This is a genomic window from Bacillus inaquosorum KCTC 13429, from assembly GCF_000332645.1.
GTDB lineage: Bacteria > Bacillota > Bacilli > Bacillales > Bacillaceae > Bacillus > Bacillus inaquosorum.
Map to the genome: position 1 here is coordinate 397,311 of NZ_AMXN01000004.1, position 20,434 is coordinate 417,744.

Consider the following 20,434-nt stretch of genomic DNA (forward strand, 5'->3'; position numbering starts at 1 on the left):
CTTGAATGCGGTTATTGTTGATGCAAAACGAACGATCTTTGGAAGACAAAACGGGCTGCTGAACCACTTTCTCCCGGAGGATTTGGCGGCTCCTATCATCAGCTGTCTCAGCCGAAAGCTAGAGAATCAAATCAACGAGGTGATTCTCGGAAACGCGACCGGCAGAGGCGGCAATCTCGCCAGGCTGTCAGCTCTGCAAGCCGGACTGCCTTTATCGGTTCCCGGGATGACGATTGACAGACAGTGCGGCTCCGGCCTTGAAGCTGTACGCTATGCCTGCAGTCTCATTCAAGCGGGAGCCGGCACGATGTATATCGCGGGCGGCTCAGAAAGCAGCAGCCAATCGCCCTTTTCAGAGCGGGCCCGGTTTTCTCCAGATGCGATCGGTGATCCTGACATGGGCATAGCAGCAGAATATACGGCAGCACGCTATTCCATCAGCAGAAAAAAGCAGGATGAATATGCGCTTCTCAGCCATCAACGCAGCAGAAGCGCGCATGATGGCGGATATTACCGTGAAGAAATTGTTCCTCTCGGGGAATTGGAAACGGACGAAGCATTTCTGAAAAAGCGGCCGATAGAAGCAATGATTCCCCGTGCAAAGCCGGTTTTCGACACCAGCTCCGGAACGGTTACAGCAGCCAACAGCAGCGGCATATCAGACGGAGCGGCCGCTCTCCTTGTAATGGAAGAAGAAAAAGCGGCAGCCCTAGGGCTTAAGCCAGTGCTCCGGTTTATCGGCAGCGCCGTCAGCGGGATTCACCCAAACTATCCGCCCGCTGCACCGGTTGATGCGATCCGTAATCTCTTAATCACACACAATTTAACACCTGATGATATCGATTTATATGAAATCAATGAAGCCTTTGCCGTCAAAATTTGTGTCTGTTCTCAAGAACTCGGCATCCCCTTTTCAAAAATCAATGTGCGCGGCGGCGCGTTAGCTCTCGGCCATCCGTACGGCGCATCAGGGGCAGCTCTGGTAACCAGATTGTTTTATGAAGCGCAAAGACGGACAGACTGTCAATATGCCGTTGCTGCTATCGGAAGCGGCGGCGGAATCGGGCTGGCTTTATTATTTGAAATTATGGCATAGGCTTTTTCATAGGATGCGCGCTTTTGATTTAGTATAATAGCGATATAACCAAAGTCAGGAAGGGGATTTTATGACAGCCGTTTGCTTAGTAAGACATGGAGAAACCGATTGGAACCTGCAGCAAAAATGCCAAGGCAAAACCGATATCCCGCTGAACGCGACAGGTGAACGCCAAGCGAGAGAAACCGGAGAATACGTAAAGGATTTTTCTTGGGATGTCATTGTAACGAGCCCGCTGAAAAGAGCGAAAAGAACCGCGGAAATCATTAATGAATATCTGCATCTTCCAATTGTCGAAATGGATGACTTTAAGGAACGCGATTACGGCGATGCGGAGGGCATGCAGCTGGAAGAACGGACAAAGCGATATCCGGATAAAAACTATCCGAATATGGAAACGCTGGAAGAGCTCACTGACAGGCTGATGGGCGGTTTGGTAAAAGTGAATCAGGCGTATCCAAACCAAAAGGTGCTGATCGTCGCGCACGGCGCAGCGATTCACGCACTGCTGACGGAAATTTCCGGCGGTGACCCAGAGCTACAAAGCACTCGCCTTGTCAACGCCTGCCTCAGCAACATTGAATTTGCAGAAGAGAAATGGCGAATTAAAGACTATAATATCAACAGCCACTTATCCGGCTTTATCAAATAAGAAAAAGACAGGCATTCGCCTGTCTTTTCTTTTATTTCTTCTCAGCTGGCATCTCTTGCTGAAGCTCATCCAAAATAGCATTCGCCCCGTCCACACTGCGGCGCAGAGACCATACTGCGCGGTCCACGTGGTACACATGTCCGTTTTTTACTGCCTTCAGCTTCTTCCACAGCACATTCTTTTCGATCGGGCGTTTGCCGTCCGCATCGATGTCATCTGTTTTGCCTGTCATCAGGATGATCACATCCGGATCTGTTTTCAGCAGCTGCTCAAGTGTCATTTTCATGTTCACTGAGTCGCCGCCATTGCCTGATTCGCTGTTATCTGACGTGCTGATTGCATATTGATAGCCAACCTGTGTTAAAAGTCTTGATGTAAAGAAATTTTCATCTCTGGCCATAATCGTATCGTTTGTATTTCCAATTAAAAGCACGGACGCACTGTTAGCACTGATTTTTCGCTTTGTCTCATTAAGCTTTTCTTCATGCGCCGTCAGCTTTTTCTCCATTTCCTGCTCCTTGCCGACTGCTTTTGCAATCGTAAGTGAAGCGTCAATTGTATCCTGATAATCCGCGTTTAAATTATCAAGCGCAATCGTCGGTGCGATTTTTTTGAGCTGATCGTATACCTTTTTATGCCGGGTCGTGTCAGCAATAATTAAATCGGGTTTTAATGAAGCGATTTTTTCCATGCTTGGCTGTGAGCGGGTGCCGACAGATGTGTAGCCGTCAATTTTCTTCAGCACATCCTTGTTGATCAGCTGCTTCGCTTTATTATCATCGGCAACCCCGACAGGTGTAATGCCAAGATCAAGCAGCGTGTCGATAAAACCCAGCTCAAGAACAACAACCTGCTTCGGATGCTTAGGCACATTTGTCTTCCCTAAATCATGTGTTACCGCCACTTTATTTTCTTTGCTGTTTTGATTGCCGCTTGAAGACGAGCAGGCAGCCGTTAAGACAGAAAGAAGTAAAACTGTAAGAATAATCAGTGTTTTCTTCATGCGTTTTAGTCTCTCCTGTATGTAGTTTCTAAGAGTAAGATGTCCAAGAGATAGTATAACACGGAATGAGAATCATTATCACTAATTATTTTTAAAATGAGAAGAGAAAGTCCGGCTTACAGGAAAAACATATCTCACTGTAACTAATAGGAAGAGAGGAGGAAATGGTATGGATAAAAATCAAATAGGTTTCTTAAAGGAAAAGGAATGGTTAAAAACGGCCATGCTTTCAAGTGATACGGAAGCATTGAATCAACATCTGGCTGATGACCTTATTTTTGTTAAACAAGCATTGATGTTTTGGATCAGCGCATCGGAACGCATTTTGAAGGTGAATTTACTTACACACGCGAGCGGCAAAACAAGAATGGCAAATGGCAGATTGTTTGGGGACACAGCAGTTCATCAGCTTAATACCTTGTACATATTCTTGAAAATACAAAAGCTTGCAGAAAAACATAGTTTTCTCTGCAAGCTGGGCCTGTTAAAGCTTCACAATGATTCTTCCTTGAATGCGATTTTGCAAAATATCTTTTAACGCAGCCGGCGCTTCTGCCAATGGTACTTCCCTATCCACGATTGTCAGCAGCTGATCAGGCTTGAGATCGGAAGACATGCGCTCCCAAACAGCGGCTCTGACATCCATCGGACAGTACACTGAGTCGATTCCTAGCAGGCTGACCCCGCGAAGAATAAACGGATACACCGTAGCAGGAACCTCTCCCCCGCCCGTTAAGCCGCTCACCGCGACAGCTCCGCCATATTGGATTTTGCTTAAAAGCGAGGCAAGCTGTTTTCCGCCGACTGGATCAACCGCTCCCTGCCATTGCTGCTTGGACAGCGCCTTAAGCGTTCCGTCATAGACATCTTCCCTGCTGATCACTTCGCTTGCACCGAGCTGCTTCAAATAATCAGCCGCCTCCTGGTTTCCGGTGCTTGCCACCACTTCATAGCCCCGCTTGTTCAGCATCGATACAGCAATTCCGCCGACACCGCCGGTTGCTCCTGTGACAAGCACGCTCCCTTTTTCCGGAGACAGGCCGTTCTGTTCAAGCCGGTGCACCGATAACGCCGCTGTAAATCCAGCCGTTCCGTACACCATCGCTTCTTTTAAAGTAAGATTTGTTGGCAAAGGCACCAGCCAGTCACCAGGCACTGAAGCATATTCACTTAATCCGCCATCGCGGGAGACACCGAGCTCATAACTTGTTGCAATCACTTCATCTCCCTCGGCAAAACGCGGATCATTGGAAGAGACAACCGTACCCGCAGCATCAATGCCTAAAATAAGCGGATACTCTCTGACGATATTTCCACCTGCTTTTCCTGCCAGGCCATCTTTATAATTGATGCCGGAATAAGCAATTTTAATCAGGACGCCATCTTTCGGCAAATCCTCTGTTGACATGGTTTTTACATTGACTGAAACATCATCGGCATTTTTTTCTGCCAGCAATGCTTGAAATAACGTTGACATTCGGCACACTCCTTTTCGTTTCTATCGTAACCGAAGAACGTTCAAAAAACCAAATCATCAAGCTTCCATTTTCACTTCGCTGGCACACTGAGACGATAATGGACAAATGCAGTATCCTCTTCATAGCCGTTTTGCTCATATAAGCTTCTTGCCGTCAGGTTGTGGTGTTCAGTCTGAAGCGATAAACGACTTGCCCCGTTTTCCGCTGCATAATCCTTTGCGGCAGACAGCAGCTGCCCGCCAGCTCCCTTTGTTCGCGAATGAGGAGCGACAAATAAGTCATTTAATATGTAGATTCTTTTCATTGACACAGAAGAAAACGTTGGATAGAGCTGGGTAAAACCTATGAATTCTCCATTTTCTTCAGCTATCAAAATAATAGACTCGTGATTTTCCAGGCGCGCTTTCAAAAAAGCCTCTGCCCCTTTCAGATCGGACGCCTGCTTATAAAATTCCCGATACTGGTTAAATAACGGCGCGATGGCTGCTGCATCTGATGTCTTTGCTTGGCGAATGTTCATCTCATTTCTTCCTCCCTCTCTATAATCGTTTCATTTTAACTTTAATAGAATTTTCTGTAAAGTTTATTTTTCAGAATACTTTTATCAGCATACATAGAAAAAATATCACGATAATATCCATTGATCTCACGGAAACATATGCAGGTCATTTGAAGGATTTTTTTCGACAGGAATTTGCGGGGACTCAGGAGCATTTAACCTGAAAAAGCATGACATTTCAGCATAATGAACATTTACTCATGTCTATTTTCGTTCTTTTCTGTATAAAATTAGTTATTTCGAGTCTCTACAGAAATAGCGAGAGATGATATACCTAAATAGAGATAAAATCATCGCAAAAAAATGGGTCTACTAAAATATTATTCCATCTATTACAATAAATTAACAGAATAGTCCCTTAAGTGGGGCTACTCTGAATCTTTTTATAAAAGGAGAGGGTAAAGAGTGAGAAGCAAAAAATTGTGGATCAGCTTGTTGTTTGCGTTAACGTTAATCTTTACGATGGCGTTCAGCAACATGTCTGCGCAGGCTGCCGGAAAAAGCAGTACAGAAAAGAAATACATTGTCGGATTCAAACAGACAATGAGTGCCATGAGTTCCGCCAAGAAAAAGGATGTTATTTCTGAGAAAGGCGGAAAAGTTCAAAAGCAGTTTAAGTATGTTAACGCAGCCACAGCAACATTGGATGAAAAAGCTGTAAAAGAATTGAAACAAGATCCGAGCGTTGCATATGTGGAAGAAGATCATATTGCACATGAATATGCGCAATCTGTTCCTTACGGCATTTCTCAAATTAAAGCGCCGGCTCTTCACTCTCAAGGCTACACAGGCTCTAATGTAAAAGTAGCTGTTATCGACAGCGGAATTGACTCTTCTCATCCTGACTTAAACGTCAAAGGCGGAGCAAGCTTCGTACCTTCTGAAACAAACCCATATCAGGACGGCAGTTCTCACGGCACACATGTAGCCGGTACGATTGCCGCTCTTAATAACACAATCGGTGTTCTGGGCGTAGCGCCAAACGCATCGTTATATGCAGTAAAAGTTCTTGACTCAACAGGAAGCGGCCAATACAGCTGGATTATTAACGGCATTGAGTGGGCTATTTCCAACAATATGGATGTTATCAACATGAGCCTTGGCGGACCTTCTGGTTCAACAGCGCTGAAAACAGTAGTTGATAAAGCCGTTTCCAGCGGCATCGTTGTTGCTGCCGCTGCCGGAAACGAAGGTTCATCGGGCAGCACAAGCACAGTCGGCTACCCTGCAAAATATCCTTCTACCATTGCGGTAGGTGCGGTAAACAGCAGCAACCAAAGAGCTTCATTCTCAAGCGCAGGTTCTGAGCTTGATGTAATGGCTCCTGGCGTGTCCATCCAAAGCACACTTCCTGGAGGCACTTACGGTGCTTACAACGGAACGTCAATGGCGACTCCTCACGTTGCCGGAGCAGCAGCGTTAATTCTTTCTAAGCACCCGACTTGGACAAACGCGCAAGTCCGTGATCGTTTAGAAAGCACTGCAACATACCTTGGAAGCTCTTTCTACTATGGAAAAGGGTTAATCAATGTACAAGCAGCTGCACAATAATAGAAAAAAAGAAGCAGGTTCCTCCATACCTGCTTCTTTTTATTTGTCAGCATCCTGTTCTGAGGCAGGATGTTCTGGCGCATTCTCTTCTTTTTCCGCTCGTTGAATCCGTTCCATAATCGAAGGATGGCTGCCTCTGAATATTTTAACAAGCTCCGGAGGATTGACCTGGCTCAGTCCCGTCACGGCCAAATCCTGAAACGTTTTGACAGCGGCTTCTCTGTTTTCCGTCAGCTCGATCCCATACTGGTCAGCCTTATTCTCTTGATAACGCGAGACGGCATTAGAAAAAGGCGTGACCGCAAAGCTCAAAACGGACACCAAAAGCAATAACAGCGGCAGTGCTGCAAGGTCATGCCTTCCCTCTAAATGAAACATGCTGCGGGTAAAGCGGACCGTCCGCTTGTAAAGCTTATCAATGACATAAAATCCAGCGAGCGACACGAGCAAATAGCCGGCCAGTCCGATATAGACGTGCTTCATGACATAATGGCCCATTTCGTGGCCCATAATAAAGAGAATTTCTGAATCATCAAGTTTGTTCAGCGTTGTATCCCACAATACAATCCGTTTGTTGGCCCCAATTCCTGTGACATAGGCATTAAGCGCATTTGTTTTTTCAGACATGTTCACTTCATATACATGATTAGCCGGAATATCGGCTTCTTCTGCCAGCTCTAAAATCTTGCTTTCAAGCTCTTTGTTTTTCAGCGGATAAAAATCATTGTATAAAGGATCGATAATGACCGGCTGAATAAAAAACAGAAACAGCGAAAACGGCACAGTTAACAGCCAAGCGTATAACCACCATTTTTTTTCATGCCTTTTGATCAGCCAATAAAACACGAGAACGCAAAGCGTAAAGATCGGAAAGCTGATCCAAAAGTCTATGACCAGATCCTTAGCCCAGCTGGCCGCTGTCTGTGTAGAAATGTTATAGTCAAGCGATACTTGATAGCCTATCCAATCTAAAGGCAGTGTCACCAAAGTTGTGATCAGCGAAAGCACAAACACAAAACCAATGATCTGCAAAAACCGAAAAGGCAAGGCCGCTTCCATCCATCCCTTGATTTTCTTAGAAGCGCCGCTGACCAGCAATACAAAGAACAAAAACCAATCAAGAGGAATCCCGATAAAAAATAAAAAATTCTTTACATTCGAATACTGCTCGGCCACTGCCAATTCAGACGGCTTCATGAAAGAAGCCGGATCAGCCTGCGTCCCTTTCACGGCCTCCGGTACTGCGGAATCACCGGACAGGAAAAAATACCAATAAAAAAACAGCCCGTACAGCACGTATGCAAGCCCTGCTGCCGCAATCCACTTCCGCATAACGCCTCACTCCTCACATCAACCCGTTACTTCTATTGTAATCATAAATTCAAATTCTTAGAACCAAGCTGTGCGCTCGTACTTTTCCGTCCTTTTAAGCATGGAAAGCCCGATCGCTGGGAAAACTAACAATGTTTGGAGTGATGCAAATGAAAAAAATAGTGGCAGCCATCGTGGTTATCGGTCTTGTGTTTCTTGCATTTTTCTATCTTTACAGCCGGTCAGGCGATGTGTATCAATCGGTAGACGCGGATTTGATTACGCTGTCTTCAAGCGGCCGGGAAGATATCGAGATTGAAAAAAGGCAGCACGTCAAAGACATGCTGGACATTATGAATCAGGGAAAACAGCTGAAGACAGAAAAAACATCAACCCCTGATTACGAAGGGACAATCAAGTTTCATAAAGACCGGTACGACTCATTCAGACTATGGGTTGACGGCAGCCAGCAAGCCGTTTATTTGAAGGACGGCACATACTACAAATTAAGTAAACGCGATACAAAGGCGCTGCTAAACATTATTAAAAAAGAAGCAAAGGATTAAAAATGAAAAAGCGAAGCTCCGCCGCTTCGCTTTTTCATTTTTTTCATATTATTGAGGCAAAATATCTCTCAGCGCCCGTCTGAGCAATTTCCCTGTCGCATTTTTCGGAATGTCGTCAAGAAACGTAATGGCAGCAGGCCGTTTGTATTTTGCCAGATGTTTTTCACAATGCTGCATGATGTCCGTTTCTGTTACACCAGAGCGTTTCGGTACAACATATCCCTTTACCGCTTCCCCGCTTTGAGGGTCCGGCACACCGATGACAACCGCCTCCTTGACATCCGGGTGGCTGTACAGCACTTCCTCCACCTCACGCGGATACACGTTGTATCCTCCTACAATGATCATGTCTTTTTTCCGGTCAACAATGTAAAAATAGCCGTCCTCATCCCGTCTTGCCAAGTCCCCTGTATAAAGCCATCCGTCTTTTAACGCATGCTTTGTTTCCATCGGCATTTTATAATAGCCTTTCATTACATTAGGACCTTTCACGATCAATTCACCGACCTGGTGATCGGGCAGCTCGCGTCCGAGCGGATCTACGACCTTGTTTTCGACATGTAAGATACTTGTCCCGATAGAGCCCGGTTTTCTGCCCCTGTCGAACGGGTTAAAGCACGTGACGGGTGATGCTTCCGAGAGCCCGTAGCCTTCCAAAATGGTAACGCCGAATTTTTCTTCAAACGCCGTCAGCAGTGCGACTGGCATGGCCGCGCCTCCTGAAATGCACAGCCGGATGGAAGAAAAATCATCTTTCTTTCCGTTTTCATGCTGAAACAAGTAATTATACATCGTAGGCACACCGGCAAAAATGGTCGCCTGCCTCTCTTTAACAAGCTTAAAAACAGATGCCGGACTGAATTGAGGTTCAATCAAGACAGTTGCGCCGCTCATCAGCGGAGCATTCATGCAAACGGTTAAACAAAACACGTGAAACATGGGAAGAGCGCAGACCACATTGTCCTTCTCATCCATTCCCAAATAACCGGCGACATCGTTGGCATTGCTGTACAAATTCTGATGGGTCAGCATTGCGCCTTTCGGTTTTCCGGTTGTTCCTGACGTATATAAAATAACCGCGGTATCATCAGGGACAAGCTCTGGCCTTTGTTTAGCGACAGATGTCGGACGCAATATTTTTGCAAACGTTGTCAATTTCATCCTGACCTCTGGGTCTGAAGCTGCCGGCTCAGCCTCTCCCGTCTGGCATAAAATGACGAGCTCAACCTTCGGCAGCGATTCATGCATGCTTTCATAAAGCGGCAAAAGCTGATCAACGCCCACAATCGCTTTTACATCGCCATTTGTCAGCATATAACCGATTTCTGTCGGCGTGTACATCGGATTGATGGGTACAGCCACAATTCCGGCCTTTAACGCACCAAAAAACGCGATGATAAAATCCGGCGAATTGCCAAGCAGTAAAGCAAGATGGTCCCCTTTCTCCATACCGGCTTCCTGAAGGCCGTCCGCAAATCGCTGAATGCTTTCATTCAGCTCCTGATACGTCATCATGTGATCCTTAAACCTGCATGCGATGCTGTCGGGCTTCTCAGATGCTGTCTCTTCCAATTTCGAAACGAGATTCATTCTCCCACCCCTTAAAGTGAATGAACAGTCATTCATTATTGAAGATAAGCTTTCCCCTTCATTATAGAGAAACAGAAAAAAACACTCAAGAGCAAAAAGCCCCGAGTGTCCATACTGTTATAGTTTCTTCAATGCTTCGGCAATCGGAGTATCTCCTTCTGTCAAATCAAAGGCCCGATTTTCCGTATTGGTTTCATCCAAAGAGGCAATGACCGTTTTCGCAACGTCATCACGGGAAATAGATCCTCGCTCCAGATCCTTCGCTGCTGAAACAGTTCCCGTTCCAGGCTCATTGCGAAGCCCCCCCGGACGGATAATCGTATAGGTTAAGCCGCTGGATTCGAGAATTTTATCAGCGTAATGCTTGGCCACATAATAAGGTTTAAGTGCTTCATTCCAATTTTCACGGTTGTGGGCTTGCAGGGCGCTGACCATGATAAACCGTTTGATTCCGGCGATGTCCGCAGCTTCCATTGCTTTTGCCGCTCCGTCAAGATCCACCAGCAGCGTTTTATCATAGCCTGTGCTGCCGCCTGAACCGGCTGTGAAAATGATCGCGTCACAGCCTCTTGCCGCCGCGGCGATTTCTTCCGGGCTGCCCTCCAGATTCGCAAGCACAGCTTCTGCACCGGAAGCTTCGAGAGACGCTTTCTGTTCTTCTTTTCTGACCATCGCTCTGACGGAATGATCAGGATTGTCTTGGAATAAAGAAACGAGTCTTTGACCGATTTGTCCGTTCGCTCCGATTAAAAACACTTTCATGTGAATCCCTCCTGCCTCCATTATTTCAAAAACACAATCGCTCTTTCAAACAATGTGTTTTGCCTTAATAAATCAGATCAAGGAAATCCTCTTTCGTAATGTTCCCAAAGTAATGCTTGAGATTCACATCATCCAGCACATCAGCGATAACGCTGCGTTCATATTGTTTTCCGACCAGCAGGTTTTCAATTTCAGATACATCACCGACACCGAAGAAATCTCCGAAGATTTTGCAGTCCTCAATTTTGCCTTTCTTGACTTCCAGGCGCAGATCAATCGACCCGATCGGATAGCGTTTCGAATGATTAAGGTTAAATTTCGGTGAGCGTCCGTAGTTCCAATCCCAATTCTGATAGCGCTCTTTTGAAATTTGATGGATGGCCTCCCAATCTTTTTCCGTCAGCTTATACTCCGGCACATTTTGAATGTCATTTGTGTTAAAAATATGGCGAAGCAAATGGCTGCGGAATTCTTCCGTGGTCATTTTATCGTCAAGAAACTCACTGATGTTTGCCACACGGCTTCTGATTGACTTGATCCCTTTTGATTCAATTTTATCCTTTTTCACCTTTAATGCTGACACAACATGATCAATGGCTGAATCAAACATGAGAGTGCCGTGGCTGAAAATGCGTCCTTTTGTCGCAAACTGGGCGTTTCCGGATATTTTCCGGCCATCTACGACAATGTCGTTCCGGCCGCTCAATTCCGCTTCAACCCCGAGCTGGTGCAAAGCCTGGATCACCGGCTCAGTGAACTTTTTAAAGTTATGAAAGCTGTCCCCGTCATCCTTTGTGATAAAGCTGAAGTTCAAATTCCCCAGATCATGATACACAGCGCCTCCGCCTGATAAGCGGCGGACGACGATAATTCCGTTTTCCTCTACATATTTTGTATTGATTTCTTCTATCGTATTTTGGTTTTTCCCAATGATAATAGACGGCTGATTCACGTAAAAGAGCAAATACGGCTGTTCTGGGTTTAAATGCTTTACACAGTACTCTTCGATAGCAAGATTGATCCGCGGATCATTGATGTTTTGATTGTCTATAAATAACATGGTGCTCCTCCTTTATCCTTCCCACACAAAACCTGATTTCGCAATATTCACTTCGCCGTTAAAAACGGTTTTCGCTTCTTTGCGAAGATTGTCATGCACGCCGAAATGCGGCAAATGCGTCAGCAGCAGCTCTCCCGCTCCCGCTTCTTTTGCAATTCGCCCAGCTTCCAGGCTGTTCATATGGCCTGCGCTTGTCCCGTCTTGATCGGCATAAAAATTGCATTCTGAGATCAACAAATCGGCATTTTTCGAAAACGGAATAAATGAATCCTGATAGCTGGAATCAGCGGTATATACGACAGTATGGCTGCCATCCGTAATCCGCATGGCATAGCACGTCACCGGGTGAATTGTTTTTAAAAAGGTGATCGTAAACGGACCGACAGTCAGCGGCTGATCCGGCTGATAAGCAATCCCTTTTGTATGTGTTTTATATGTAAGCTTTTGAAACTGTTCTATATCAGCATCATGTCCGTAAATCGGAAGCGTGTGCTCTCCTTTGCCGAGAAACGAACCGACTTGCTTGGCAAATTGCAGCGGCCCGATGTCAGCGATATGGTCATGGTGATAATGAGACAGAACCACCGCATCCAGCTTTTCCGCCGGCACATATCCGAACAGCTTAGATAATACGGCACTGCCGCAATCGACAAGCAAAGAGTAATCACCTGACTGAAACAAATAGCCCGACGTCGCTTCATTTGCGGCCGGAAAACCGCCATAGCATCCGATAACTGTAACTTTCATAATGTCCTCCTATCTTTTCAAGAAAATTGATCCTCCTTCAATATACCCATTTTTCTTAAAAAAAGCATGTTTTAAACATTGTATCAAAACAGTTGTTGATTTTTATCATCTGTTATATTACAATAAAAGCATTACAAAGGGGAAAGAGGGATTGGTTATGCTAGAAAAAATGACTGATTTTTTTAGAAACCTGCCTCCGAAAAAGTGTGCAGAATGCGGAAAAAAGATAGATGAACAGCATGAATGTTATATAAATATTTGCAGCGACTGTATAAAAATAAACGATATGTAAAGGGGCGAAAATCTCACACATACAGTGTGAGATTTTTTTATTCGTTTAACTTATATATATTTAAATAATAGTCAGGTTAGGTCAAAGCTCACCCGTTTTTAGATAATTCTGGTGATTTATATTGCATTTTGCAATATTCTTTATTTTCAAAATATAATTTACTATAGACGAATTCGATTCTTATCTATTATAATTTGATCTAATAGTGAGATTAAATATATGTCTATTCATGATATATGTTGATACTTTGTTTTTTGGGAGGTAATCTATGAAAAGAATTAAGTTTGGATTAGCCACACAAATATTCGTTGGACTTATTCTAGGTGTCATTGTTGGCGTTATTTGGTATGGCAACCCAGCATTGCCTACTTACCTGCAGCCAATCGGGGATCTCTTTTTACGCTTAATCAAAATGATAGTGATTCCTATTGTTGTCTCCAGCTTAATCATCGGTGTAGCCGGTGCAGGAAATGGAAAGCAAGTCGGTAAATTAGGCTTCAGAACGATTCTGTACTTCGAGATTATTACGACTTTTGCCATTATTCTCGGACTAGCCCTTGCAAACATCTTCCATCCGGGTACAGGAGTTAATATACACGAAGCTCAAAAAACGGACATCAGTCAATATGTTGAAACTGAAAAAGAACAAAGCAATAAATCCGTGGCGGAAACGTTCCTGCATATTGTGCCAACAAACTTCTTCCAATCCTTGGTTGAAGGGGATCTTCTTGCCATCATCTGTTTTACAGTGCTATTTGCATTGGGAATTTCAGCGATCGGCGAACGGGGCAAGCCTGTATTAGCCTTTTTCGAAGGTGTATCCCATGCCATGTTCCACGTTGTAAACCTTGTGATGAAAGTAGCGCCATTCGGCGTTTTCGCGCTTATCGGAGTGACTGTGTCTAAATTTGGACTCGGTTCTCTACTCTCTCTCGGAAAGCTCGTCGGATTGGTGTATGTCGCCCTTGCTTTCTTCTTAATTGTCATTTTCGGGATTGTCGCAAAAATTGCCGGAATCAGCATCTTCAAATTCCTTGCTTACATGAAGGACGAAATCTTACTGGCGTTCAGTACGTCCAGCTCTGAAACGGTTCTTCCTCGCATCATGGAAAAAATGGAGAAAATCGGCTGCCCGAAAGGCATTGTTTCATTTGTTATTCCGATCGGATATACGTTTAACTTAGACGGTTCCGTTCTCTATCAATCTATTGCCGCGCTGTTTTTGGCACAGGTATACGGCATTGATTTGACAATTTGGCACCAAATTACGCTTGTGCTCGTATTAATGGTGACATCTAAAGGGATGGCTGCCGTGCCTGGTACTTCTTTTGTTGTCTTGCTTGCGACACTTGGCACCATCGGCGTTCCGGCTGAAGGACTTGCCTTTATTGCCGGTGTAGACCGCATCATGGACATGGCACGTACAGTTGTCAACCTGACTGGTAACGCGCTTGCTGCCGTTGTTATGTCTAAATGGGAAGGCATGTTTAATCCTGCGAAAGCAGAAACGGTCATGTCCCAAGCAAAAGCAGACCAAAACGCAACCATTTCCGGTTAATGAAAAGCCTGCGGGGTTCTTGCCCCGCAGGCTTTTTTAATCTTTAACAAGCTCAAACAGCTCTGTAATCAAAACAGTATCCTCATTCAGCTCCAGTTCACCGTTTTTGATCAGTTCCGCCCATGCCATCCGATGGTCCTCCTGAAACTCATCAATTCGATCTCCATTGTCCTCTCCTTTGACTAACCTCATATCAGGCGCTCCAAAGGTCGTTTCAAACACATCTGTCACTTTTATATTGCATCTCGGCTTGTCATGTTTATCATAAACGGTAACAAGCTGACCCGCTGTTTGATACACGTCACTCAATTCAACTTTTGAATATAATGATTTCGGCGCGCACGTGGCTGTTTTTTCTCCGGCGAGGATTTGCTGAATCAGCTGTTCCCCCAAGCCGCCATCACCTTCCCAGCCGAATGTGCTTTTGAGCTCATAAATCTTCATTCGCCTTCCCCTTTAAACCATTGGTGACTGTACATAATAGTACAGAAGCTTAGCCGTATGGCGAAGAGATGATTTATGGGTGCGTTCAAATGCATGCGAAGCGTCAATTCCCGGCCCAATAAGGCCATGCACAATATCATGCCCGGATTTGATCGCTGCTGACGCATCAGACCCGTAGTACGGATAAATATCAAGTTTGTAGTCGATATGGTGCTTCTCGGCTAAATGGACTAAATGCTTTCTAAGCTGATAATGATACGGCCCGCTCGCATCCTTCACACAGATTGATACTGAATATTCATCTGTCGCCTGCCCGTCTCCGATAGCACCCATATCAACCGCCAGATATTCGACCGTTTCAGGAGGAATATTCGAGTTCCCGCCGTATCCGATCTCTTCATTATTTGAAATGAGAAAATGAGTTGTATACGGCAATTCAATGTCTTCTGTTTGAATCTGATGAATTAAGCGGAGCAATAAGGCGACGCTTGCTTTGTCATCCAAATGGCGCGATTTAATAAATCCGCTTGATGTGATCTCAACACGGGGATCAAACGACACAAAATCTCCGACGCCAATGCCAAGCTCTTCCGTATCTTTCCGGCAGTGAACAGGTTCATCGAGGCGGATCTCCATATTCTCTTGATTCCGCTCAGCTTTACCCGCGTCTTTGTATACGTGCACAGACGTTTGATGCATTAAAATTGTGCCTGTATATGTTTTTCCCGAGGCGGTTTCAATTTGGCAATACTCCCCCTCAATCGAGTTGTAGCGGAACCCGCCGATCAAATCGATTTTCAGCCGGCCGTCAGCTTTAATTTCTTTTACCATTGCGCCGAGGGTGTCAACGTGCGCCGTCAGCATGCGGTGCCGGGATGTATCGCGTCCGGGAAGCGTTGCAATTAAGCCGCCCTTATGGTTCCGAACCGTTCCTACCTTCCATTCTTTTAAAAGGCTTTCAATATAATTGATCACCTCATATGTATTTCCTGTCGGGCTTGGAATCGATACAAGTTCTTTAATGAGCTCCATCGTTTTACGTACGGACGTCATAGGACATTCCTCCTTTTATTTTTCTATTTAAAATATACTCTTTTCCCGAGGGACCCGTCCAATCTTTTCCTATCAATCTCTCATATGCTGTAGAGAGCATGGGAAGAGGAGGGATATCTATGTGCTGTCGTCATTCACATGAACAGAAATGTCGTTGTCACGATTGGTTCGATGATTTTTGGTTCTTTGACGAGTGGTTCGATAAAGATTTCCACGACCATTGCAAGAAAAAGAAAGAATGCCATGACCCTTGCGAGAAGAAGAAGAAAAAGAAACACCATTGTTTCTCTTGTAAAAAACACAGACACTCTTGCTGTCATTGCTAAAGACTGAATCAGAAATATTCTGATGACCCATGCTTAATGAATATTTCCATTCACATTTTTCCAAGCGGGCATTACTGCTGCTTGGACCTTTTATTGAAACAGCCTTTTTGCTTTTACAATCCAATAAACTGATACGGCCGCTATCAGAGCAACAATGATTTCAACAGCAGCAGCATGTTCTATGATTCTTTTTTGGTATAAAACCGCCGGTACATTAAACAGCGCATGTAAAAGAATAGAATACAGCAACAACAGCGGCCGGCGGCTTTTAACCGCATACAGGACAAGCAGCGACAGCCCGATCTGGACAGCAATCGCACTGATTCTTTCAATTCCGCCCAGCAGCCACTCATACGAAGGAGTATGCAGCAACTGTTCCTGAATCGGCAAAAGTGCCTGTTTGATGTCGTCATTGATCAAAAGCTGTTCAAACGTTCCGCTATTGATCGCAAACGCATATACAATAAGCGAGATAGAGGACAAGCCTGTAATCAGGATGGCCTCAAGCCCGCCATGTCCTGCTCCGAAAGCCAAGCCATCCGCCCAAGTATGATGGCACTTCATAAAAAATCGCATCATAATATACCGCCCGCACTCCTCAAAAATTCCGGCCATCAAGCACCCGTAAATGCCATACCATAATGGATGTTGCATCGCTTCTTTCGTCATTTCATTCACTTGCAGTACATAAACATGAACGCCGCCCTCCAGCAGCTGAGCAAAGACAAAAAACGTGAGAGCGCCAATAAAAAACACCTTCAGCGAGGCGCCATACCTTCGCTTAAACCATACAATCAGTCCGATCGGCAACAAAAACGCAATAGCCCCGGATATCGCCATAAAGACTACTGCTCCTTGACTGACCATTTTTCAGCCTCCTTTTTCTATTTCATAGATTCCCTATTTCACAATTTCTCTTTTTTTATGAAAAACCCTTCTTTTTAGTACCAGATACTAAGATCTAGTGATATAATCTGACCATAAGGAGTGATTCATATGTCAAAAGCAAAAATTACAGCTATCGGAACCTATGCACCGAGCAGACGTTTAACAAATGCAGATTTAGAAAAGATCGTTGATACGTCTGATGAATGGATCGTTCAGCGCACAGGAATGAGAGAACGCCGGATTGCAGATGAACAGCAGTTTACCTCTGATTTATGCATAGAAGCGGTGAAGGATCTCAAGAGCCGTTATGAAGGGACTCTTGATGATGTGGATATGATCCTCGTTGCCACAACAACATCAGATTACGCCTTTCCGAGTACGGCATGCCGTGTGCAGGAATATTTCGGCTGGGAAAACACCGGCGCCCTGGATATTAATGCGACGTGCGCCGGGCTTACATACGGCCTTCATTTAGCAAACGGATTGATCACATCCGGCCTTCATCAAAAAATTCTCGTCATCGCAGGGGAGACATTGTCAAAGGTAACGGATTATACGGACCGAACGACATGCGTTCTGTTTGGCGACGCAGCGGGTGCGCTGCTGGTAGAACGAGATGAAGAGACACCTGGATTTCTTGCGTCTGTCCAAGGAACAAGCGGGAACGGCGGCGATATTTTGTACCGTGCCGCACTGCGGAATGAACTAAACGGGATGCCGCTTGCTGGTTCCGGTAAAATGGTCCAAAACGGTCGCGAAGTGTATAAATGGGCAGCAAGAACCGTTCCCCGCGAATTTGAACGCCTTTTACATCAAGCAGGGCTGACAAGCGGCGAGCTCGATTGGTTTGTCCCTCACAGCGCCAACTTGCGCATGATCGAGTCGATTTGTGAAAAAACACCGTTCCCGATCGAAAAAACGCTCACCAGTGTCGAATACTATGGAAACACGTCCTCTGTTTCGATTGTTTTGGCGCTAGATTTCGCAGTGAAAGCCGGGAAGCTGAAAAAAGATCAAATCGTGATGCTTTTCGGATTTGGCGGCGGTTTAACCTATACAGGATTGCTTGTCAAATGGGGAATGTAATAAAAAAAGAACTTGTTTCCAAGGAAACAAGTTCTTTTTCATTATGAAGCCGGCTGTTCTTCTGATGTTTCTTCCTTCCGGCTTAAAATCGTAAAGTAAGTAATGCTGAGCAAAATCATAACAAGGGCGATACCGATTAAGACGCCGGCCATTTGCCACATGTAGCCAAAATCCCCGTTTGAAATGACCGCTCTGAATCCGTTAATGCTGTAGGTCATCGGCAATGCGCCGTGGATGACCTGATAGAAATTCGGAAGCAATTCAAGCGGGAAGGTTCCTCCGCTCGCTCCCAGCTGCAGCACTAAAATAATGACTGCGATAAATCGTCCCGGGTTGCCCATCGTTGTGGCCAAAAATTGAATCATCGCTAGGAAAGCGAGACTCGTAATGATCGTAAACACGTAAAATCTCCACGTGCTCTCAACCTCGAGACCAATTCCCAGAAGAAGAACCGTCGCCACAATCAGCGATTGAATAATTCCAACGAGCATCATGACATTGAATTTGCTGAAGAACCACTCAAAACCGTTTCTCGGACGTCCTGACGCTTCCTTCAGCGGGAAGACAACCGTCAGCATGATGCCTCCGACATACAAGCCCATTGACAGGATATAAGGTGTCAGCCCTGTTCCGTAGTTAGGAACGGAATGAATGGCGTCATCATTGGTTTTCACCGGATCGGCAAACATGCCGTATGTTTGATCGTCAGCATCGATATCTCCTGTTTGATCTGCCGCATCCTTCAGCTTACTAGACAGCTCTCCTGTACCATCCAATAGCTTGCCTAAACCTGTATCAAGTGACGCAGACCCGTCTGCAAGTTTTGATGATCCGCTTTGGACCTGTTTAGACCCGTCTAACAGTTTAAACAAGCCCCCGGATACTTGGCTGCTTCCTGTTACCAATTGCTCTGAGCCCGCTTTTGCTTTTGCAAACTGCTTATTATATTCACCGATACCGGCTGTTAATTTATTTTGGCCATCTGTCAGCTGCTGTGAAGCATTGTATAGCTTCTCAGATCCAGCAGTTAATTTGTCAATCGCGTCTTGAGTAGCTTTTGCGCCGTTATAAAGCTTAGAGGTAGCTTCCGGCAATGCCTTCACCTGTGCAACCTCCGCTTTCACATCTTCCAATGAGCTTTTTATCGTTGCAATGTCAGGCAGCTGATCAGCTGCAGGAAGCTGGCTTAGCATTTGATCAAAATCAGGTGCATCAACTTTCGGAAGCTGCTTTTCAACAGAATTGATCAGCTGGCTTTTTTGCTCCGCTGTTAAGAAATCACTCGAGTTGATGAGATTTTTAAATGCCTGATCTCGGTTTTTCAAACTGTTTTCAAAGTCAGACAGTTGTTTCTTAAATTCCTTCATCGCAGTTTCTGACTTTTCCAAGTTGTTCACAGCTGTTTCAAGCTTCGTTAAATCGAGCGCATTAATGAGCTTTTCCGCTTTTGCTGCTTTCTCCGACTCTTCTTTCGCTTTACTGTTGAGCTGATCCAGCCCGTTTGTCAGATTAGGCAAGCCCTGCTGCACTTTTTGAAGTCCGGCATTAAGTTCATTCAACTTGCCCGTTATCTTGCCTGATCCTGCTGCAAGTTTGTTAGAATTATCATAAATCTGATTGCTGCTGTCCTGGAATTTTCCAAGCGAGCTGTCAAGCGATTGGATGCCATTTGTCACCTGAGCTGCTCCATCTGCGAGCTGTGCCGTTTTGTCGCTGATAGTAGCTGTGCTTTCCTTCAGCTTCGCAAGATTTTCTTTCAGCTGGGCGCTTCCGTTTTTCGCATCCTTTGTGCCATCATCAATTTTTTTCGCTCCGCTGCTCGCGTCGCTCAAACCTTTGGCGATATCTTTAAAGTTATCAAAAATGACTTTCGTATATTGCTCGGTCACTTCTTTTGAAACAGAGGCTTTCAGTTTATCAATCGCTTTTTCACCGATCGTTGCCCCTACATAGTTTGAACCGGCATTCGTATGGTATTTCAGATCGAGCTTTTTCGGATTTTTGTCCAATACAGTGCTGGCATTCTTAGAAAAATCCTCAGGAATCTCGACAACTAAATAGTATTTTTGATTTAATAAGTCCTTTAATGATTGGTCGAGATCACTGGAAAAATGCCAATCAAAGTTTTTATTATCCTTTAATTCTTTGACCAGGTCATCACCAATTTGAAGCTTTTCTCCTTCATACGTTGCTCCTTTATCTTGATTGACGACAACGACAGGCAGCTGGTCAACTGTGCCGTATGGGTCCCAATAAGCCTTTAAGAACACGCCGCTGTAAATAAGCGGGACAAACAAAATGGCAATGATGGGAATTAATAATTTTTTACTCGTTACGATGTCTTTCCACTGACTTCGTATTGTGTTCATCCTGATGCCTCCATTCTAAAACTGACTCATCATGAAAAATGGT

Annotated in this window: 21 protein-coding genes; 8 read left to right on the forward strand and 13 right to left on the reverse strand. The window is 45.0% G+C overall.

All coding sequences use genetic code 11. The features are described from left to right. Nucleotide 1: 1 nt before the first annotated feature. Both BSI_RS08610 and phoE read left to right on the forward strand, forming a co-directional pair. Nucleotides 2-1,096: an acetyl-CoA C-acyltransferase gene (locus BSI_RS08610; RefSeq protein WP_003239452.1), complete on the forward strand. Its 1,095-nt coding sequence runs from the start codon at nucleotides 2-4 to the stop codon at nucleotides 1,094-1,096. A 70-nt stretch (nucleotides 1,097-1,166) separates the two neighbouring features. Further along, nucleotides 1,167-1,748: a phosphatase PhoE gene (gene phoE, locus BSI_RS08605; RefSeq protein WP_003239453.1), complete on the forward strand. Its 582-nt coding sequence runs from the start codon at nucleotides 1,167-1,169 to the stop codon at nucleotides 1,746-1,748. A gap of 31 nt (nucleotides 1,749-1,779) precedes the next feature. Here phoE and BSI_RS08600 read toward each other — a convergent pair whose 3' ends face one another. Next, nucleotides 1,780-2,751, reverse strand: coding sequence for an ABC transporter substrate-binding protein (locus BSI_RS08600; protein WP_003239454.1), 972 nt, complete (start codon nucleotides 2,749-2,751; stop codon nucleotides 1,780-1,782). Between the two features lie 169 nt (nucleotides 2,752-2,920). Between BSI_RS08600 and BSI_RS0121275 the strand changes: the two genes are divergently transcribed. Then, on the forward strand, nucleotides 2,921-3,289 hold the full coding sequence (locus BSI_RS0121275; RefSeq protein ID WP_032732149.1) for a hypothetical protein: 369 nt from the start codon (nucleotides 2,921-2,923) through the stop codon (nucleotides 3,287-3,289). On the opposite strand, the gene BSI_RS08595 is transcribed toward BSI_RS0121275, so the two are convergent. Continuing rightward, nucleotides 3,236-4,228: an NADPH:quinone oxidoreductase family protein gene (locus tag BSI_RS08595; protein WP_003239455.1), complete on the reverse strand. Its 993-nt coding sequence runs from the start codon at nucleotides 4,226-4,228 to the stop codon at nucleotides 3,236-3,238. The genes BSI_RS0121275 and BSI_RS08595 overlap by 54 nt on opposite strands. 71 nt (nucleotides 4,229-4,299) lie before the next feature. Further along, the gene (locus tag BSI_RS08590) at nucleotides 4,300-4,749 is read right to left on the reverse strand and encodes a GNAT family N-acetyltransferase (RefSeq protein ID WP_003239457.1); all 450 of its coding nucleotides are present in this window, start codon (nucleotides 4,747-4,749) and stop codon (nucleotides 4,300-4,302) included. Nucleotides 4,750-5,193: 444 nt separating this feature from the next. On the opposite strand from BSI_RS08590, the gene aprE reads away from it, so the two are divergent. After that, entirely contained in the window at nucleotides 5,194-6,339 is a 1,146-nt protein-coding gene (aprE, locus tag BSI_RS08585) for a subtilisin AprE (protein ID WP_003239459.1), read from the forward strand. A 39-nt stretch (nucleotides 6,340-6,378) separates the two neighbouring features. Here the strand turns inward: aprE and BSI_RS08580 are convergent, their stop codons facing one another. Then, entirely contained in the window at nucleotides 6,379-7,671 is a 1,293-nt protein-coding gene (locus BSI_RS08580) for a M48 family metallopeptidase (RefSeq protein WP_003239460.1), read from the reverse strand. A gap of 149 nt (nucleotides 7,672-7,820) precedes the next feature. Here BSI_RS08580 and BSI_RS08575 point away from each other — a divergent pair, with 149 nt between their 5' ends. After that, entirely contained in the window at nucleotides 7,821-8,216 is a 396-nt protein-coding gene (locus tag BSI_RS08575) for a YhfM domain-containing protein (RefSeq protein ID WP_032732151.1), read from the forward strand. Nucleotides 8,217-8,264: 48 nt separating this feature from the next. Here the strand turns inward: BSI_RS08575 and lcfB are convergent, their stop codons facing one another. From lcfB to BSI_RS08555, 4 genes are all read right to left on the reverse strand, one after another. Further along, complete coding sequence (lcfB, locus tag BSI_RS08570) at nucleotides 8,265-9,806, reverse strand: long-chain-fatty-acid--CoA ligase LcfB (RefSeq protein ID WP_003239466.1); 1,542 nt, start codon at nucleotides 9,804-9,806, stop codon at nucleotides 8,265-8,267. Nucleotides 9,807-9,923: 117 nt separating this feature from the next. After that, nucleotides 9,924-10,568: an SDR family oxidoreductase gene (locus BSI_RS08565; protein WP_003239467.1), complete on the reverse strand. Its 645-nt coding sequence runs from the start codon at nucleotides 10,566-10,568 to the stop codon at nucleotides 9,924-9,926. Between the two features lie 64 nt (nucleotides 10,569-10,632). Beyond that, nucleotides 10,633-11,628 (reverse strand): lipoate--protein ligase, encoded by a 996-nt coding sequence (lplA, locus tag BSI_RS08560; protein WP_003239468.1) that lies wholly within the window; start codon nucleotides 11,626-11,628, stop codon nucleotides 10,633-10,635. A 12-nt stretch (nucleotides 11,629-11,640) separates the two neighbouring features. After that, nucleotides 11,641-12,375, reverse strand: a complete 735-nt coding sequence (locus BSI_RS08555) for an MBL fold metallo-hydrolase (RefSeq protein ID WP_003239469.1) — start codon at nucleotides 12,373-12,375, stop codon at nucleotides 11,641-11,643. A 157-nt stretch (nucleotides 12,376-12,532) separates the two neighbouring features. Here BSI_RS08555 and yhfH point away from each other — a divergent pair, with 157 nt between their 5' ends. Both yhfH and gltT read left to right on the forward strand, forming a co-directional pair. Then, nucleotides 12,533-12,667 carry a protein YhfH gene (gene yhfH / locus BSI_RS0121280; protein ID WP_032732181.1) on the forward strand — a complete coding sequence of 45 codons (135 nt, stop codon included), beginning with the start codon at nucleotides 12,533-12,535 and terminating at the stop codon, nucleotides 12,665-12,667. 268 nt (nucleotides 12,668-12,935) lie between these two features. After that, nucleotides 12,936-14,225, forward strand: coding sequence for a glutamate/proton symporter GltT (gene gltT / locus BSI_RS08550; protein ID WP_003239471.1), 1,290 nt, complete (start codon nucleotides 12,936-12,938; stop codon nucleotides 14,223-14,225). 36 nt (nucleotides 14,226-14,261) lie between these two features. Here gltT and BSI_RS08545 read toward each other — a convergent pair whose 3' ends face one another. The 4 genes from BSI_RS08545 to BSI_RS08535 form a co-directional block, all read right to left on the reverse strand. Then, nucleotides 14,262-14,669 carry an ASCH domain-containing protein gene (locus BSI_RS08545; RefSeq protein WP_003239472.1) on the reverse strand — a complete coding sequence of 136 codons (408 nt, stop codon included), beginning with the start codon at nucleotides 14,667-14,669 and terminating at the stop codon, nucleotides 14,262-14,264. A gap of 12 nt (nucleotides 14,670-14,681) precedes the next feature. After that, complete coding sequence (locus BSI_RS08540; protein WP_003239473.1) at nucleotides 14,682-15,722, reverse strand: M42 family metallopeptidase; 1,041 nt, start codon at nucleotides 15,720-15,722, stop codon at nucleotides 14,682-14,684. A gap of 134 nt (nucleotides 15,723-15,856) precedes the next feature. Further along, entirely contained in the window at nucleotides 15,857-16,042 is a 186-nt protein-coding gene (locus tag BSI_RS22790; protein WP_250648307.1) for a hypothetical protein, read from the reverse strand. 96 nt (nucleotides 16,043-16,138) lie between these two features. Next, the gene (locus BSI_RS08535; protein ID WP_003239476.1) at nucleotides 16,139-16,915 is read right to left on the reverse strand and encodes a YhfC family intramembrane metalloprotease; all 777 of its coding nucleotides are present in this window, start codon (nucleotides 16,913-16,915) and stop codon (nucleotides 16,139-16,141) included. A 129-nt stretch (nucleotides 16,916-17,044) separates the two neighbouring features. On the opposite strand from BSI_RS08535, the gene fabHB reads away from it, so the two are divergent. Further along, a complete protein-coding gene (fabHB, locus tag BSI_RS08530) occupies nucleotides 17,045-18,022 on the forward strand; it encodes a beta-ketoacyl-ACP synthase III FabHB (protein WP_003239478.1) in 978 nt (325 codons plus the stop codon). A 41-nt stretch (nucleotides 18,023-18,063) separates the two neighbouring features. On the opposite strand, the gene BSI_RS08525 is transcribed toward fabHB, so the two are convergent. After that, nucleotides 18,064-20,391, reverse strand: coding sequence for a YhgE/Pip domain-containing protein (locus tag BSI_RS08525; protein WP_003239480.1), 2,328 nt, complete (start codon nucleotides 20,389-20,391; stop codon nucleotides 18,064-18,066). Nucleotides 20,392-20,434 lie beyond the last annotated feature (43 nt).

Coding starts and splice junctions, on each gene's coding strand:
- phoE (WP_003239453.1), top strand. CDS start 1,167: ATGACAGCCGTTTGCTTAGTAAGACATGGAGAAACCGATTGGAACCTG.
- BSI_RS08600 (WP_003239454.1), bottom strand. CDS start 2,751: ATGAAGAAAACACTGATTATTCTTACAGTTTTACTTCTTTCTGTCTTA.
- BSI_RS0121275 (WP_032732149.1), top strand. CDS start 2,921: ATGGATAAAAATCAAATAGGTTTCTTAAAGGAAAAGGAATGGTTAAAA.
- BSI_RS08595 (WP_003239455.1), bottom strand. CDS start 4,228: ATGTCAACGTTATTTCAAGCATTGCTGGCAGAAAAAAATGCCGATGAT.
- BSI_RS08590 (WP_003239457.1), bottom strand. CDS start 4,749: ATGAACATTCGCCAAGCAAAGACATCAGATGCAGCAGCCATCGCGCCG.
- BSI_RS08580 (WP_003239460.1), bottom strand. CDS start 7,671: ATGCGGAAGTGGATTGCGGCAGCAGGGCTTGCATACGTGCTGTACGGG.
- BSI_RS08575 (WP_032732151.1), top strand. CDS start 7,821: ATGAAAAAAATAGTGGCAGCCATCGTGGTTATCGGTCTTGTGTTTCTT.
- lcfB (WP_003239466.1), bottom strand. CDS start 9,806: ATGAATCTCGTTTCGAAATTGGAAGAGACAGCATCTGAGAAGCCCGAC.
- BSI_RS08565 (WP_003239467.1), bottom strand. CDS start 10,568: ATGAAAGTGTTTTTAATCGGAGCGAACGGACAAATCGGTCAAAGACTC.
- lplA (WP_003239468.1), bottom strand. CDS start 11,628: ATGTTATTTATAGACAATCAAAACATCAATGATCCGCGGATCAATCTT.
- BSI_RS08555 (WP_003239469.1), bottom strand. CDS start 12,375: ATGAAAGTTACAGTTATCGGATGCTATGGCGGTTTTCCGGCCGCAAAT.
- yhfH (WP_032732181.1), top strand. CDS start 12,533: ATGCTAGAAAAAATGACTGATTTTTTTAGAAACCTGCCTCCGAAAAAG.
- gltT (WP_003239471.1), top strand. CDS start 12,936: ATGAAAAGAATTAAGTTTGGATTAGCCACACAAATATTCGTTGGACTT.
- BSI_RS08545 (WP_003239472.1), bottom strand. CDS start 14,669: ATGAAGATTTATGAGCTCAAAAGCACATTCGGCTGGGAAGGTGATGGC.
- BSI_RS08540 (WP_003239473.1), bottom strand. CDS start 15,722: ATGACGTCCGTACGTAAAACGATGGAGCTCATTAAAGAACTTGTATCG.
- BSI_RS22790 (WP_250648307.1), bottom strand. CDS start 16,042: ATGACAGCAAGAGTGTCTGTGTTTTTTACAAGAGAAACAATGGTGTTT.
- BSI_RS08535 (WP_003239476.1), bottom strand. CDS start 16,915: ATGGTCAGTCAAGGAGCAGTAGTCTTTATGGCGATATCCGGGGCTATT.
- fabHB (WP_003239478.1), top strand. CDS start 17,045: ATGTCAAAAGCAAAAATTACAGCTATCGGAACCTATGCACCGAGCAGA.
- BSI_RS08525 (WP_003239480.1), bottom strand. CDS start 20,391: ATGAACACAATACGAAGTCAGTGGAAAGACATCGTAACGAGTAAAAAA.